The sequence below is a fragment of the Fimbriimonadia bacterium genome (assembly GCA_039961735.1).
In the GTDB taxonomy this organism is placed as follows: domain Bacteria; phylum Armatimonadota; class Fimbriimonadia; order Fimbriimonadales; family JABRVX01; genus JABRVX01.
Genome location: JABRVX010000006.1, coordinates 48,387 through 63,921, shown reverse-complemented (window position 1 = coordinate 63,921; position 15,535 = coordinate 48,387). Strand labels below are relative to the sequence as shown.

15 protein-coding genes and 1 rRNA gene are annotated in these 15,535 nt (G+C 62.2%); 14 read left to right on the top strand and 2 right to left on the bottom strand.

Annotation, left to right across the window (positions count from 1 at the left end; genetic code table 11):
- Positions 1-2 precede the first annotated feature (2 nt).
- The 13 genes from aroF to HRF45_02625 all read left to right on the top strand — a co-directional run bounded on the left by aroF (position 3) and on the right by HRF45_02625 (position 10,767).
- Positions 3-1,031, top strand: coding sequence for a 3-deoxy-7-phosphoheptulonate synthase (gene aroF / locus HRF45_02685; GenBank protein MEP0765435.1), 1,029 nt, complete (start codon positions 3-5; stop codon positions 1,029-1,031).
- Positions 1,021-1,875, top strand: coding sequence for a prephenate dehydrogenase/arogenate dehydrogenase family protein (locus HRF45_02680; protein MEP0765434.1), 855 nt, complete (start codon positions 1,021-1,023; stop codon positions 1,873-1,875). Before aroF ends, HRF45_02680 begins: the two co-directional genes overlap by 11 nt.
- Complete coding sequence (gene aroA, locus HRF45_02675) at positions 1,872-3,170, top strand: 3-phosphoshikimate 1-carboxyvinyltransferase (protein ID MEP0765433.1); 1,299 nt, start codon at positions 1,872-1,874, stop codon at positions 3,168-3,170. Before HRF45_02680 ends, aroA begins: the two co-directional genes overlap by 4 nt.
- Positions 3,160-3,828, top strand: a complete 669-nt coding sequence (locus HRF45_02670; protein MEP0765432.1) for a (d)CMP kinase — start codon at positions 3,160-3,162, stop codon at positions 3,826-3,828. The genes aroA and HRF45_02670 overlap by 11 nt, the downstream gene beginning before the upstream one ends.
- Positions 3,828-4,499 (top strand): 1-acyl-sn-glycerol-3-phosphate acyltransferase, encoded by a 672-nt coding sequence (locus HRF45_02665; protein ID MEP0765431.1) that lies wholly within the window; start codon positions 3,828-3,830, stop codon positions 4,497-4,499. Before HRF45_02670 ends, HRF45_02665 begins: the two co-directional genes overlap by 1 nt.
- An 87-nt stretch (positions 4,500-4,586) precedes the next feature.
- On the top strand, positions 4,587-5,714 hold the full coding sequence (locus HRF45_02660; protein ID MEP0765430.1) for an acyl-CoA dehydrogenase family protein: 1,128 nt from the start codon (positions 4,587-4,589) through the stop codon (positions 5,712-5,714).
- An 81-nt stretch (positions 5,715-5,795) separates the two neighbouring features.
- Complete coding sequence (locus HRF45_02655; protein ID MEP0765429.1) at positions 5,796-6,710, top strand: hypothetical protein; 915 nt, start codon at positions 5,796-5,798, stop codon at positions 6,708-6,710.
- On the top strand, positions 6,649-7,563 hold the full coding sequence (locus HRF45_02650) for a DUF4129 domain-containing protein (GenBank protein MEP0765428.1): 915 nt from the start codon (positions 6,649-6,651) through the stop codon (positions 7,561-7,563). The genes HRF45_02655 and HRF45_02650 overlap by 62 nt, the downstream gene beginning before the upstream one ends.
- On the top strand, positions 7,560-8,702 hold the full coding sequence (locus HRF45_02645; protein MEP0765427.1) for a DUF4350 domain-containing protein: 1,143 nt from the start codon (positions 7,560-7,562) through the stop codon (positions 8,700-8,702). Before HRF45_02650 ends, HRF45_02645 begins: the two co-directional genes overlap by 4 nt.
- Positions 8,703-8,823: 121 nt before the next feature.
- Positions 8,824-9,099, top strand: a complete 276-nt coding sequence (locus HRF45_02640; protein ID MEP0765426.1) for a hypothetical protein — start codon at positions 8,824-8,826, stop codon at positions 9,097-9,099.
- Between the two features lie 66 nt (positions 9,100-9,165).
- Positions 9,166-9,777: a hypothetical protein gene (locus tag HRF45_02635; GenBank protein ID MEP0765425.1), complete on the top strand. Its 612-nt coding sequence runs from the start codon at positions 9,166-9,168 to the stop codon at positions 9,775-9,777.
- A complete protein-coding gene (locus HRF45_02630; protein MEP0765424.1) occupies positions 9,774-10,328 on the top strand; it encodes a hypothetical protein in 555 nt (184 codons plus the stop codon). Before HRF45_02635 ends, HRF45_02630 begins: the two co-directional genes overlap by 4 nt.
- Positions 10,309-10,767, top strand: coding sequence for a hypothetical protein (locus HRF45_02625; GenBank protein ID MEP0765423.1), 459 nt, complete (start codon positions 10,309-10,311; stop codon positions 10,765-10,767). The genes HRF45_02630 and HRF45_02625 overlap by 20 nt, the downstream gene beginning before the upstream one ends.
- 4 nt (positions 10,768-10,771) lie before the next feature.
- On the opposite strand, the gene HRF45_02620 is transcribed toward HRF45_02625, so the two are convergent.
- Together HRF45_02620 and HRF45_02615 are read right to left on the bottom strand one after the other, a co-directional pair.
- A complete protein-coding gene (locus HRF45_02620) occupies positions 10,772-11,251 on the bottom strand; it encodes a DUF4395 domain-containing protein (protein ID MEP0765422.1) in 480 nt (159 codons plus the stop codon).
- Between the two features lie 112 nt (positions 11,252-11,363).
- Positions 11,364-12,014, bottom strand: coding sequence for a PEP-CTERM sorting domain-containing protein (locus tag HRF45_02615; GenBank protein MEP0765421.1), 651 nt, complete (start codon positions 12,012-12,014; stop codon positions 11,364-11,366).
- Positions 12,015-12,534: 520 nt separating this feature from the next.
- On the opposite strand from HRF45_02615, the gene HRF45_02610 reads away from it, so the two are divergent.
- Positions 12,535-15,435 (top strand): 23S ribosomal RNA (locus tag HRF45_02610).
- Positions 15,436-15,535: the final 100 nt, after the last annotated feature.

The window sequence follows — 15,535 nt, the reverse complement described above, 5'->3', positions numbered from 1 at the left end:
GAATGATCGTCGTCGTCAAGCCGGGCACGTCCGATGAGGAGCTGGACCGGCTACTTGAGTTCATCCAGAGCCAGGGCTATAGCACACACCTCTCGCGCGGAGTCGAGCGCACGATTGTAGGCATTATCGGTGACGAGCCTCTCACCCTGAGAGACAGACTCTACGGTCTGCCGTGTGTGGACGAAGTCGTTCCCATTTTGAAGCCCTACAAGCTGGTCGCTCGCGCAGCCAAGCCTGCGGGCACGGTGTTCGACGTTCGCGGAGTGACCATCGGTGGTCCGACGATCACGGTCATGGCCGGCCCCTGCACCGTGGAGAGCGAGCAGATGCTGCTCGAGACGGCGCGACGAGTGAAGGCCGCTGGGGCATCCATCTTGCGAGGTGGCGCGTACAAGCCGAGCACCTCGCCATACAGCTTCCACGGGATGGGAGAAGACGGTCTCCGCATTCTCGCCGCGGCACGCGATGAGACCGGTCTGCCTGTCATCACCGAAGTGATGGACACGCGGGACGTCGGACTGGTCGCTAAGTACGCGGACATCCTTCAGGTGGGCACGCGCAACATGGCGAACTTTAGTCTGCTGCGAGAGATCGGGCGCTCTCGGTTGCCGGTGATGCTGAAGCGCGGCTGGGCGTCGAACATCGAGGAGTGGCTGCAGGCCGCCGAGTACCTGGCAAGCGGGGGCGACGAGCACATCATCCTCTGCGAGCGCGGGATCCGCACCTTTGAGCAAGCCACTCGTAACACGTTCGACATCAATGCCATCCCGGTAGTCAAGGACCTGTCGCACCTCCCCATCGTCGCCGATCCCAGCCACGGGACCGGGCGTTCCGGGCTCGTGCCCGCCGTCGCGCTCGCGGCCATAGCTGCTGGGGCGGACGGGCTGATGATCGAAGTCCACCCCGAACCGACCAAGGCGCTGAAAGACGGAGCGCAGAGCCTAACCTTCGAGGGCTTTCAGGCGCTCATGGCGGCCGCCGAAAAGGTGGCAGCAGCCGTCGGACGCCAACTCGGAGGCCATGCGGCGTAGAAGCTTTGGCCGGGTTGGCATCGTCGGGCTCGGCCTCGTTGGGTCGAGCCTGGGCCTTGCCCTTAGGAAACACGGCGTATGCAAAGAGGTGTTCGGCTTCGATACCGACCCCGAAGCGCGCGACATCGCATTGCAGGCCGGCGCGGTCGAACAGACCTACGAAGCCCTGAACCACCTGGGTGCCGCGGACATCCTCGTGCTCGCCGTTCCGCCGCCAGCCGTCGTGCCCTGTCTCGTGGAGGCGGACGTGTTTGCCCGCGATGGGTGCATCGTGACGGACACCGTGAGCGTGAAGGCCGGAATCGTCTCGTGGACTAAGACCTATCCATTGCGATTTCGTCCTCGATTCGTCGGAGGTCACCCGATGGCGGGAAGGGCGAACTCCGGACCCAGCCACGCGACCGCGGACCTCTTCGACGGTGCCACTTGGGTGCTGACCCCGACTGCAGACACAGACAACGCGGCGTTGCAGACCGTCAAGGGCCTGGTGGAGTCCATCGGGAGCAAGCCGCTGCTGCTGTCCCCGGAAGAGCACGACCGTCATGCCGCCGTGCTTTCGCACCTACCCCACGTTCTCGCATCTACGCTGATGCGAATGAGTGCGATGCTGACCCATCCACAGATGGCAGGCCCTAGCTGGGCCGACCTTACCCGCGTCGCCGCTAGCTCCCCGGAATTGTGGCAGAGCATCATCGCCAGCAACCGCGACGAGGTGGTGTCTACGCTATACGACCTCGAATACTATCTGAGGGAGATGCGCGACTTCATTCAGGCGCACGACGACCAGAAGGTGCTAGAGCTGTTGAGCGAGTCGAAGCGACTGAAGGACGAGGCGAGTCGATGAGCCGGGCCTGGCGTGTGAGGGGCGGACGCCCGCTTGTCGGGCGTGTGATCAGCCCTCCGGACAAGAGCATCTCGCATCGCGCTCTCATCCTGGGTGCACTGGCTGAGGGGACCACGACGATTCGGGGCATGCTGGAAGGTGAAGACTGCCTGGCGACAGTGAGAATCGTCCGGCAATTAGGTGTCTCGGTGGAGCGACTCGGACCTGGCGAGTGGTCCGTGACCGGGGGCTCGCTCAAAGAGTCCGACGATGTGCTGAACGCCGGAAACTCCGGTACGACGATGCGCCTAATGGCAGGAGTGCTTGCCGGGTGCCCTTTCCTCTCCGTACTCACGGGCGACGACTCGCTACGTCGAAGACCGATGGCGCGGATCGTCGAGCCGCTGCGAAAGATGGGGGCCGATGTAGATGCGCGAGAGGATGGTCGCCTGGCTCCGCTCACAATCCGGGGCGGTGGGCTGCACGGCATTCGGTACGAGAGCCCCATTGCGAGCGCCCAGGTGAAGAGCTGTGTACTGCTCGCGGGCTTGCAGGCCGAGGGCGAGACTGTCGTCACAGAGCCATCGCTGAGCAGGGACCACACCGAACGAATGCTAGTTGCGTTCGGTGCCGATGTCGAGCGATCGGACCTGAGTGTTGCTGTGCGCGGTGGAACTAGGCTGAGAGCGACGGACGTCGAGGTGTCCGGCGATGTGTCCTCAGCAGCTTTTCCACTGGTAGCAGGTCTGATCGTGCCGGGGTCTTCGGTGGAAGTGCTCGGCGTCGGTGACAACCCGACGCGAACGGGTCTGCTGGATCTCCTGATCGGCGCAGGCGCTCACTTGCACATAACGAGGCGACGGGAGCAGGCGGGAGAACCGGTTGCCGACATGACAGCCGAGCATTCGCCCTTGTCAGGCCTCTCCGCCGCGGGTGATCTGGTGGTGCGCATGGTGGACGAGGTGCCTGCCTTCGCGGTCGCCGCGACACAAGCTGACGGGTACACAGAGCTGTCGGGCGCGTCCGAGCTGCGGCACAAAGAGAGCGATCGGCTGGCGACGATCACCGCGGAGCTGCGCAAGATGGGTGCCGACATTCGCGACACACACGACGGGCTGCTGGTGCACGGGCCGACGCAACTGCATGGAGCCGTGGTGTGTAGCCACGGCGATCACCGCATTGCGATGAGCCTCGCGGTCGCTGGGCTCGCGGCGAAGGGGGAAACCGTCGTAGAGGACGTGGAGTGCGTGGACACCAGCTTTCCAGGGTTCGTCGAGATGATGCATTCGCTCGGAGCCGACATCCGTGAAGCGTGATGGTCTGGTCATTGCGATTGACGGACCCTCGGGGGCAGGGAAGAGCACGGTTGCAAAGGCGCTAGCCGAGCGCCTCGGTCTCCACTATCTGGATACCGGCGCGATGTATCGGGCACTTGCCCTGACAGCAACTCGAGCAGGGCTTACCGACGCACCCGCCGATGCACTCGGCGACTTGGCGGCCAGCCTTCAGATCGTCTTCGAAGGTCCCCCGACCGCCCAGCGGGTCATCTGCCAAGGACGCGACGTTACCGAGGAGATACGAACCCCCGAGACCGGCGATCTGGCTTCCGCATTGTCCGTTCATTCGACTGTCCGGCGAGCGATGGTCACGGCGCAGCAGCGCATCATCGAGTCGGGCGGGTGGACTTTGGAAGGACGCGACACCACCACCGTCGTCGCGCCCGATGCAGACCTCAAGGTCTACTTGGATGCTTCGCCCGAGGTACGTGCCCGTCGTCGCTACGAGGAGCTGACCGCGAGAGGCATCGAGACCACTGTTGCCGAGGTTCTGGCGCAACAGAGGGAGCGTGACTGTCGGGACAGCACGAGGGAAGACTCGCCCTTGCGGCGCGCGCCGGATGCCATCATCGTGGACTCCAGCGATCTGAGCGTCGAGCAGGTGGTGGATCGCATCGTCTCTCGGCTGGAGGAGTAGTGGGACGCGTACTCTATTGCATCGGTCGCTCCGCCTTCCGGGGCCTCTTCGCAGCGGCCGGCGGACTGGAGTGGGTGCACGAAGAGCGTGTGCCGAAAACGGGTTCGCTGATCGTCGCACCGAACCATCTGAGCTTCGCCGACCCGCCGGCGGTCGGGAGCGCGACGCACCGACCCCTGTGCTTCATGGCCAAGAAGCAGTTGTTCGTGCCCGTAGTGGGTCGGGTCCTGAAGATGGTGTGGGCGTTCCCGGTGGATCGAGGCTCGGCAGACTTGGCGGCGATCCGCAAGGCTCAAGCCTTACTGCGCGCCGGCGAGGCGGTGCTGGTGTTCCCAGAAGGCACGCGCGGCAACGGCAGGTCGCTCGGCGAACCGAACCAAGGGGTCGCGCTGCTTGCTAAGCTTGCCTCGGCCCCAGTGATCCCTGTGGCAGTGGTGGGGTCCGACCGGTTCCTACCCAGGGGCGCGAAGCTGCCCAGACGCGCGAAGATTAGTATCGTGTGGGGTGAGCCGTTCACCTACGCTTCGGTGGCAGAGGGTCTCGACGAAAAGGAGGCCCGTCGACGCTTTGCACTCACCCTGATGGAGCGAATCCGGGACTTGGCAGCGGAGCGGGGACTGGTGTTGGACATTCCATGGGCCAACCTCCATCCGGCTGTAGGAGAGCGGTAAGCACCGCGATGTTGGCTGGGAGGTATTCTGTGCGTTTGCACGGGTCGGGCAAGGCTGCCGCGACCGTGTCTCGAAGAGGAGATAGGTATGTTGCTGCAACTGAACGAGCGTGAGATGGAGTTCCTGGCTCGGGTGAAGGAGTTCGTCGAGAGGGAAGTGCGCCCCAATCACCGTGCCTGGGAAGCCCAGGGCGGCTGGCCGGACAGTCTCTGGCCTATCCTTACGGAGATCGGCCTTCTCACTATGGTTGTCCCGCAAGAACTCGGAGGTAGCGGGGTTAGTTGCGGCTGCTATGCCGAGGCGGTGCGTGAGGTGTCTAAGGGGGACGGGGCGCTGGGGATGAACGTCGCCGCCCTGAACGCCCTCTGCGCGGGGCATCTCGTCCGGTTCACTACCCCTGAGCAGCAGGCGCTCTATTTGCCCAAGATCGTCAGTGGCGAGTGGCGGATGGGTTGGGCACTAACCGAGCCGACGGCGGGCAGCGACGCGCGCGGCGTGCGCACCACCGCAGTTCCCGCACCCGAGGACGTATACGGCCCGGACCGCTGGTACCTCACCGGCGAGAAGATGTTCATCACCAACGCAGCGCGGGCGCAGTTGGTAGTAGTGATAGCTCGCGTCTCGGAGAACGATATGGGGGCATTTCTCGTGGAGACCGGCCAACCCGGCTACCGAAATGAGCCGCGGATCGAGACCACGGGCGTGAAGGCCAGCTACACCACGCGCTTCCGTCTGGACAATGCCATCGGGTGGCGCACGCCCGGTAGCTTCTCGGAATCGATCGGGCTATTGCAGAGGGGGCGCATCGGGATCGCTGCGATGGCGTTAGGTATCGCTGAGGCAGCACTCGAGGCGGCGATTCCCTACTCGAAGGAGCGAGAGCAGTTCGGACGGCCTCTTGCACAGAACCAAGCGATCCAGTGGATGCTGGCCGACTCGGCTACGGAGATCGAAGCTGCTAGGCTGCTGATCCACAAGGCGGCGCGAATCTACGACGAGGGCGGCGAGGTGCATCTCGCTGCGTCCCAGGCCAAGCTCTTCGCCACGGAAGCGGCCTCTCGGGTGACGCACCGAATGTTGCAGATCTTCGGTGGGCGTGGATACACTACCGAGTACGATGTGGAGAAGTATTGGCGAGACGCGCGACTCTGCGAGATCGGTGAAGGCTCGTCCGAGGTACAGCGGATCATCATCTCCCGCGAGCTGCTGCGCTAACGCCGGTCGAATGCCGTGAGTGCCGAGCCTCCTCCCCTTACGCGTAAGGCGAGGCGTCGCAGGGAGTTCCGGCTTCGCCCTATGGGTGTCGGCGAGATCTTCGACGAGGCTCTCACTCTCTATCGTGAGAACGCCAAGCTGTTCTTATCGGTGATCTGGCTCCCCGCATTGATCATCACTGCCTGGGGTTCCATTGCAGCGATCGCTCCCTTTTACTTCGTCGAGCCGACCGATACCTCTTTCGGAATTGCGCTCGCGTGGCTGCTGTTGACACCGCTTGGGCTCATCGCGTGGGCCTATCAGCAGGCGGCGATAACCTACGCAATCGCTGAGCGGTATCTCGGGAATCCGATCACTGCGCAGGATGTGCGGCGTGGTGTCGCGGGCAGCATGTGGCGAATGATCGGGAGCTTCTTCCTGGTAGCGACTGCGCTGTTCGCCTCCATCTGCGTGTTCGGGATCGCGCTCGGAATGGTGGGTGCCATTGATGATATGTCTCCTTATGCGGCTGCGGTGCTAGTGGCGCTCGGCATGTGTGGTTTCCTGATTCTGGTGCTGTTCCTGGCGGTGCTTCTTGCGTTCGTAGCACCTGTGATCGTAGTCGAGCAGGCTGGGGTGCTCGGAGCGATAGGGCGTAGCGTGCGCCTCAGCACCTCGCGCTTTCTAAGAACGCTCGGCATTCTCATGTTGCTCGGCCTCGTGAGCGTGGTGCTGTCCCTTGTAGCGGAGATGGCCGTATCCGTGACGTTCCTTCCGTTCGGAGGCGGGCAGTTCTTCTCGGACGAGCCTATCGTCAGCCTGAGTGGGGTGAATGCACTCCAAGAAGGTGTTAAACTGATACTGTCGGGTGCGCTCAGCATCCTGGTAGTCCCCTTCATGTCCGCCGCCATCGTACTAACATACTTCGACATTCGAATCAGGAACGAGGCCTTCGATGTGGAGCTGCTGGCGAAGAACCTTCGGCGCGAGCCTACTTCTTCTGAGTTCCTGCTGTAGCCTCTTAGCCGACAACGGCGCACTGCTGCAAAGGGCGGAGAAGGCGCTTACTCGTGGCAGCCAGTCCGAACAGGCGGCGGTAGCTGCGGAATTGGACCGAGCCGGCTACCGAAACTTCGCCCTGCAAGTGGCAGTTAGGGGCGGCAAGACAGAGCGCCAAGAAGCCCTAAGGTCGCTAAAGAGCCTGCAACAACTCGAGAGGCTGGAAAAGCCCCCCATCCCTGCCGGCGTGTCGGAGCAGGCCCGTCGCATCCTGCAAGATCCCGTCTTCGCGCCACCATCGAGCCGCCAGACACTCGGCGAGTGGCTATTAGACCGCATCAACGCGTTCCTGCGATGGCTAACGCGCCTGACCGCGGACCTGGCACCCAGTGCGGCGGCCCTCGACAACGTGCTGACGTGGGTGGGCTTCATCGCAGCCGGGATAGCCGTTGCAATGGCGGTGACCGTGGTGGTGCTGCGGCGTCGTGGGATCCACAGCACTTCGATCAGACGTCGCAGCGATGAGGGTGACCACGAGTATACACAGGCGAGCTCCAGGGAGTGGCTTCGGCTCTCGGACGAATCGGCGGCACTCGGGAACCTGAATAGCGCGTTGCGATATCTGCTGCTTGCGGCGTTGGCCAGGCTCGACGAGGCGGGCATCATCCGACACGAGCCAGGCTTGACCAACGGGGAGTACGTGCGCCGTGCCCGCAGCCGGGACGCAGCACGCTTTGCTCGCCTCGTGCCGCTAGTACTGGCCTACGAAGGGGCTTGGTACGGCGCCGGCCACGTGACGGCAGAGCAGGTGAAGGCGGTTAGAGAACACTTCGGGAGTGTCGATGCAGCCTGCGCGGAGATCGCTCGATGAGGCTCGTCGGGCGACTCGTAGCGGCCATTGTGATTGCAGCCATTCTCCTTACCATGTTCGGGGGTGTCTCCATCCTATCACGGCGGCAGCGGGACCCGGGCTCCCGCTCCACCTATTCGACAGGCCCGGGCGGTCTGGCGGCCCTGTACCGCTTGGTGGGAGCGATGGGTTATGAGGTGTCGCGTTCGCGCACACCACTCGACAGTGTCAAAGAGCCGCCTCGGATCCTCGTCCTCGCAGAAGGCGGCATCGCCCCCGGCAGACGGCATCCTGGGGGACTAGGCGGGGGCAGTGCCGGCTGGGAGCGCGCCCTAGGCCTTGCGCGAGCCGGTTCGACCCTGGTACTGCTTGGGGCAGCAGATCTGCCTGGTATCGAGGAACAGATTGGACTGTCCCGAGCCTCAGCGCCGAGTCGCGCGCGCTCGGTCCATCCTGCGATGGGGGACGTGCGTGTTGTCACCGTTCATGCTCTGCGCCCGAGAGGCAACGATTGGGTGGTCCTTATGGCGAACGGCACCGAGCCAGTCGGTTTGGCTCGGGCATATGGCAAGGGGTGGCTGGTTGCTTTCGCTGACGCAGCGCCTTTTACGAACGAGCAACTGGGTGAAGCCGATCACGCAGAGGCCGCCATCCGGCTGATCGGGATTGCCGCACGGGGGGCTCGCTCGGTGGCCTTCGAGGAAACGATCCACGGCGCGGTGGATGACCAGTCGGGTAGCCTGTGGGGACGCATAGGCCGCCCGGGTCGCACGCTCGTCTACCACGCTCTGCTGCTGTTCGGCGTTCTAGCGGTAGCGCAAGGTTCCCGTCTGGGCTACCCTGCTTCTCGGAGGCGCCAGCAGCCTCCTCTCGGGGACTACGTTGTTGCCTTAGCGCGCCTCTATGGGGAGGCCGGTCTTGCAGGCCCCGCGCTGCAGGCGATTCGGCAGGATGCGTTGCGTCGGGCGGGGCGTCTCCTAAGATTGCCTCCGTCCGCTTCAGAGGAGACTATCCTCCAGGCCATGCCCGAGAAGGCTAAACAAGTCTTCGAAGCACAGGTTGGATCGCCATACGAGAGGCTCTCCGCTACGGAGGCGGTCAGACGTTGCCGAGAGATGGACGCAGCGGTGAACTCGCTCCGTGCTCCGGAAACGTCCTAGGACCACCACTTGCGCGGGACCTGGTTCTTTTGTGGGTAGAATGCAGTTGTCGGTGGCACGGAAGTGCTGGGCCGTAAGGCCCGCGCCGCCGACGACGCAGAATGAACGGAGGATCAAGCAGATGTTGAGAAAGATCGCATGGCTGATGCTCGCCTGCATCGCCATCGCCATCGTGGGCGGCTGCAAAGGCGCCGAGACGACGAATGGTGGCGGCGAGGAGAACGGCATGCAGAAGCCTGAGACGCCGAACGGCGGAGACACTGGAACGACTCCCCCGGCCGAGACTGGGACGGGCGACACCGGCACCTCCACCACACCGCCAGCCGGTGAGGAGGGCGGCAAGACTCCTACCGAGGGTGCGACGCCTCCTGCACCGCCGACAGAGGGCGGCAACTAGGCAAACGTCACCGGACGTTAGCAACGACGATTGCCGCACGGCACTTCGCCGTGCGGCAGCTAGCTTATGAGACGCGTAACCCTCCTCATCCTCATCTGCTGTTCTGCAGCGTTGGTGGCCGGTTGCAGGAGCGGCCCCCCGGAGGTGCCCGCATCGAGCGCGTCCGCCCCGCCTAATACCGACCGCGCGCGCTTCGCCCTGTTGGACGCCAACGGTGCGGTGGCAGTGCGCCTCGGTGCTTCCTTCGCCGAGGTCCAGAATGCCTATCCGATGCCGCACGGGGCGAAGGAACTGCCGAACGCTGAGCTACCCGGAGGCTTCGACATGCTGGCCTGGGTCCAGTCCAACGGGACCAGGCAGAACCCGGCGCAGACCCTGATAGCCTACTTTAGGGACGGACGCCTCGTGCAGATCAGCCACAGCATCGCGCCGGTGACAAGCGCCGAGGCGACTCTGTGGTCTCAGAGGTATGAGAAGAGCTTCGGAGAACCGGTCGTGGACCGACAACCCGCGCGTACCATTCGGAGCTACGGACGGGAGCAAGATGCTTGCCGCCTGCGGCTGGAAACCATCCGGTCGGGGGCGGACCACCGGTTCACCGCCACTCTGGTCGACTCGGCTCATGTGAAGGCTATGCAAGAGGCACTTCGTGCAATGCGGGAGCGCAAGAAACAGTGAGGAGTTTGCTGCTGGTTGCGGCTCTCGGACTGTTGCTGAGCGGCTGCACGGGTGACAGGCCGAAGCCGGAAACTACGCAGGCCGCCCCGCCGAAGCTGCAACTCATCGGCGTGAAGCCGCTGTTCTTAGGCGCAACACCTGAGCAGGTCCAGGAAGCCGTGCCCGCTCCGCCCGATGCTAAGGACATCGCCGAACAGGTGGGTGCCGACCCCGGTCTGGAGTACATGGCGTGGGAACTGCCTAGCCAGGAGAGCTTCGCTGCAGCCTTTGTTCCGGGCAAGGGTGCGGTGAAGATGATCCATCGGGTGGTGATGGAGAGTATGACCGAGGCGGAGGATGCCTTCGCCGAATACGAGAAGCGTCTGGGCAAAGGGACGCGCAAAAAGGGCGATGGCTGGATCGAGGTCGTGTACGTCCGCGAAGGCGCGAAGCTTACACTGCGAGCGAACGACGACAACGGTTTCGTGACGTTCAATGAGAACCTGGAAGACACCGCGCTGGACCCGAAGGTTCTGCGCCAGGAGGCTATCAGTGGTAATCAAGCACGTTAGTGTCATCTTAGTGTTGGTGGCAGCTTCGTTCCTAATCGGGTGCAACGGCCCGCTGCCCGAGAAGACCACGGAGAGCCCTCCGCAGCATCCACCCATACAGAATCCTCATGGCGAGCCGGGTGCCGAGGTGCCGGAAGCGCTCATACGTCTGCGCGACTCCACGCTGGAGGCCAAGGCCAAGTACGAGAAGGCCCCGAAGGACGCAGTAGTGGCGCAGGCGTACTCGAAGGCGCTCACCGAGCTAGGAGATGCGATCCAGAATGCCCCGGATCTCTCGCGCAGCACCAAGTTTCGGCAAGCGCTGCAGATGTTCCGCAAGGCAGTGGAACTCGATCCGAAGAACGAGCGTGCCGCGGCGCTGATCCAGCAGAGCGAGGCCATCTATGAGCAGATGGGTCGCCCGGTGCCGGAGAGGGAAGAGCCTGACTTCGAGCTATAGGTGGTTACCTTGCTGTGGCGCGCCGACCGAACAGCGCGCGGTAAATCAGCGCGGCAAGGCAGAAGTGGGTTAGACCGGCTATCGCTGCCATCACCACCATGATGCCGCACAGCACGTAGCCCACTACTGTAGCGCCGGCCCAAAAGGCCCAACCTGCGCCCGCCAGCATTAGCCCGCCCATGCCGCAGGCCAACCGCCTGCCCCCACCGTTCGGCGGCAACACCGGTCCTCGGAAGATAGGCCGGAGCATGTGGTTGTATAGCAGGTCGAAAGCGTGGCGAGGGAAGATGGCCCCCAAGATTCCGAGAGCGGCGAACACCCAGGCGACGTAGGCCGAACCGGTCAGGCCGGTGATCAGCGCGGAGGCCGAGCATAGCAGCGGCGTCAACCTGGCTGCAGGCTCCAAACTGCACAATGTGGCTTCGTCCAACCCCGTGAACCCTTGCATTTCCAGTCGCTGCTTCAACGTGGGCGATAGCGCCATCCTCGCACCCCCCGGTAGTCTTACCCAGATTTTACCGGTTCATGTCCCTCAATGAATGCTCCCCCACCGGCTGCGGGGACGCCGGTGGGGGAGTGGTTAGGCCCAGTCACTCTCACGCCCTGCGGCGTGCTCGCAGACTCAGGAGGGTCGTAAGTCCGATGGCAAGGCCCGCCAGCGCGCTCGGCTCAGGCACTGGTCGGGTCAGGATGAACTTGGACGATGCTGCGAGGGTACCGTCCTCTCGTCCTGTGCCGGGCTTGGCCCAGGCGAAGCCCTCGAGAACGAAGCCCTTTCCGTCGCGCAGGTCGTATACGCGGGGGCCGTTCATGGCCATGATGGTCGTAGAGATGCGCGCGAGCGTGATCTCGAGATCGTAGTCGGCCAGCACCGGGTTCATCCAGGCCAAGTAGGCGCCGTCGATCACGACCGGCAGCTCGCCCGGGTCATCTCCGTACACGCGCAGCAATCGGTCCCCGACGTCCCCTAGGATGGCGTTGCCGTTCCAGTCCACCTCGTACATGTCGATTGCGAGCGGCAAGGGCAAGGCGATCCCGAAGTTGGCGCCCCCGGGGATGTCCAGAGCGGTCACGGATTCCGTCTGGTTTCCACTCGCGAAGTCGATAAGCGTGGCAGAAAGCTCGATCTGCCCGTTCAGGTTGTACTCCAGTATCCAGTCGCTGCCTGCGTAGGTGTTCGCTGCAGCGGGCAGGGTTAGACACAAGGCCCCGGCGGCGAACGTTACGGCAAGTGTTGCTGTTCTCATGCTGTGCTCTCCTCGGCAAAGTCCTAAAGCGTGGTTCGCCTAGGGGGAGTGCAAGAGCCATGCCGAGTGTGTGGAGTGGGCTAAAAGCCGGGGGGAATACGGGTGACCATGCTCTGCAAGACCTGGAGGATGCTCACGGAAGCACGTAGAGGCTGGAGAGCGCGACGAGGATCTCTGCGATAGCGGAGCGCTTCCTCCTGACCGGCTTCCTGGTTGCTGGGTGCATGGGTATGGGGTATCGGGTGCCGAAGGGGAGTGCTGGAACGAGACGGCATGCAATTTCAGGCTCCCTTCCTTACGTATGGTCTGTCGGCTGATGCAACCCGGATACGATTTTGGTGCGAATCCTCCGAAAAACTCGGAGGGCGCTTGACACGGGGCGTCGGGTCTGGTATGATTCCTTTTCGCCGCTGCCCTGTACAGGGGTTCGGCGTCGCCGGCGACGGCGGTTGGAGCACCTTGACAGTTGCATAGTGAAAAGGTCTCGAGGGATGTCGTATCTTCACGATAGATATTCTCTGTTAGCTACAAAGAGCGTACGACGGATGCCTTGGGGCATGGGGCCGATGAAGGACGCGACCAGCGGCGAAACGCTTCGGGGAGCTGCTAATAAGCTTTGATCCGGAGATTTCCGAATGGGGAAACCCGGCCGGGCTAACACCCGGTCACCCTCGCCTGAATCTATAGGGCGAGTGGAGGGCACCCGGGGAACTGAAACATCTAAGTACCCGGAGGAAGAGAAATCGAAGAGAACCCCTGAGTAGCGGCGAGCGAAACGGGGCGAGCCTAAACCGGTCCGGCATGCTGGGCCGGGGTTGTGGGACCCACATAACGATATCGCGAAGGCTAGTGGAAGCTGTCTGGGAAGCAGCGCCGTAGAGGGTGAAAGCCCCGTACACGAAAGCTGGAGCGAGTCAGTGGGCACCCGAGTAGCACGGAGCACGAGGAACTCTGTGTGAATCTGCGCGGACCACCGCGTAAGGCTAAATACTCCATGCCACCGATAGTGCAGAAGTACCGTGAGGGAAAGGTGAAAAGTACCCCGGTGAGGGGGGTGAAATAGAACCTGAAATCGTACGCTTACAACCAGTCAGAGCACTATGCCCCGAGCGATCGGGGAACGTGTGATGGCGTACTTTTTGTAGAACGAGCCTGCGAGTTGTTGCTTGTGGCGAGGCTAAGCGGTTCAGCCGCGGAGCCGAAGGGAAACCGAGTCTGAATAGGGCGACTGAGTCGCGAGCAGCAGACCCGAAACCGAGCGATCTAGCCATGGCCAGGCTGAAGTCGTGGTAACACACGATGGAGGGCCGTACCAGTTCGGGTTGAAAACCGTTTGGATGAGTTGTGGTTAGTCCGGTGAAATGCCAATCGAGCTCGGAGATAGCTGGTTCTCCCCGAAATGCATTTAGGTGCAGCGTTACGTGATGTCTTATGCAGGTAGAGCTACTGGATGGGCTAGGGGGCTTACCCGCCTACCGAACCCAACCAAACTCCGAATGGCATAAGATTAGCGTGGCAGTGAGACTGCGAGTGATAAGATCCGTAGTCGAGAGGGCAATAGCCCAGACCACCAGCTAAGGGCGCTAAGTGATAGCTAAGTGTGAAACGATGTGAGATCGCATAAACAGCCAGGAGGTTGGCTTGGAGGCAGCCACCCTTTAAAAAGTGCGTAACAGCTTACTGGCCGAATGTGGTTTTGCGCGGACAATGTAAGGCGGCTAAGCTATCCCCCGAAGCTGTGGATCCCGATTTCGGTCGGGATGGTAGGGGAGCGTTGCATGCGCGATGAAGGTAGAGCGTGAGCACTGCTGGAGTGCATGGAAGTGAGAATGCAGGCATGAGTAGCGAGAATACGGGTGAGAATCCCGTACGCCGAAAGCCTAAGGTTTCTCCGGCCATGTTCGTCAGCCGGAGGTTAGGCGGGCCTAAGCCGAGGACGGAAGTCGTAGGCGATGGACAGCAGGTTGATATTCCTGCCCCGTGCAGGGGTGCGATGGGGTGACGTTTCGGGAGGCTCCTACCACACCGTTGGTAGATGTGGGAAGGAAACCGCGTGGCCGGTAGGCAAATCCGCCGGCAGAATCGCGGCCAACGACGAAGTGGAGTGGAAACACAAAGCGAAGTGGAGCTGACCGGGGCCGCGAAAAACCTCTAAGCATAACCCTTGTACGCCCGTACCGCAATCCGACACAGGTAGGTGAGTCGAGGAGACTAAGGCGTTCGAGCGAACTCTGGCTAAGGAACTAGGCAAACGGGCCCCGTAACTTCGGAATAAGGGGCGCCCCGGCGAGAGTCGGGGCCGCAGCTAAGCAGCCCGGGCGACTGTTTACCAAAAACACAGGCCTCTGCTAAGACGAAAGTCGACGTATAGGGGCTGACGCCTGCCCAATGCCTGTAGGTTAAGAGGAGGTGTTCGGAGCAATCCAAAGCACCGAATCGAAGCCCAGGTGAATGGCGGCCGTAACTCTAACGGTCCTAAGGTAGCGAAATTCCTTGTCGGGTAAGTTCCGACCCGCATGAAAGGCGTAACGACTTGGGCGCTGTCTCAGCCAGAAGCTCGGTGAAATTGTAGCACCCGTGAAGATGCGGGTTCCCCGCGGCAGGACGGAAAGACCCCATGGAGCTTTACTACAACTTTAGATTGTGTTTCCGGCTAACTTGTAGAGCGTAGGTGGGAGCTTCGGCATCAATGGAACACCACCCTTGTTAGTTGGAAGTACTAACCCTGACCGTTATCCGGTTAGGAGACAGTCTATGGTGGGTAGTTTGACTGGGGCGGTCGCCTCCCAAAAGGTAACGGAGGCGCCCAAAGGTTCCCTCAGGCTGGTCGGAAATCAGCCGTCGAGTGTAAGGGCACAAGGGAGCTTAACTGTGAGACATACCGGTCGAGCAGATGCGAAAGCAGGGCCTAGTGACCCTCTGGTTGTGTGTGGGCACGCCAGGGTTCATCGGATAAAAGCTACCCTGGGGATAACAGGCTGATCTTACCTAAGCGCTCATAGCGACGGTATGGTTTGGCACCTCGATGTCGGCTCGTCACATCCTGGGGCTGGAGTAGGTCCCAAGGGTTAGACTGTTCGTCTATTAAAGTGGCACGCGAGCTGGGTTCAGAACGGCGTGAGCCAGTTCGGTCCCTATCCGCCGTGGGCGTAGGAGACTTGAGGAGAGTCGTTCCTAGTACGAGAGGACCGGAATGAACGGACCTCTGGTGTACCTGTTGTACCGCCAGGTGCAGACGCAGGTTAGCCAAGTCCGGATCGGATAAGCGCTGAAAGCATCTAAGCGCCAAGCCGACTCCAAGAATAGGTCTCCCTCCCCTCGTGGGTTAAGACCCCCGGAAGACTACCGGGTCGATAGGCCGCAGATGTACGCACGGTAACGTGTTCAGTCCAGCGGTACTAATCGGTCGAGCGGCTAACTAGAGAGCTGCAATCATGACACGACACTCCTACACAGACCTCGTAACTATGCAACTGTCAGGGTGCTCTTGACAATCCAAGAGCGATCCATCCGATCTCAAT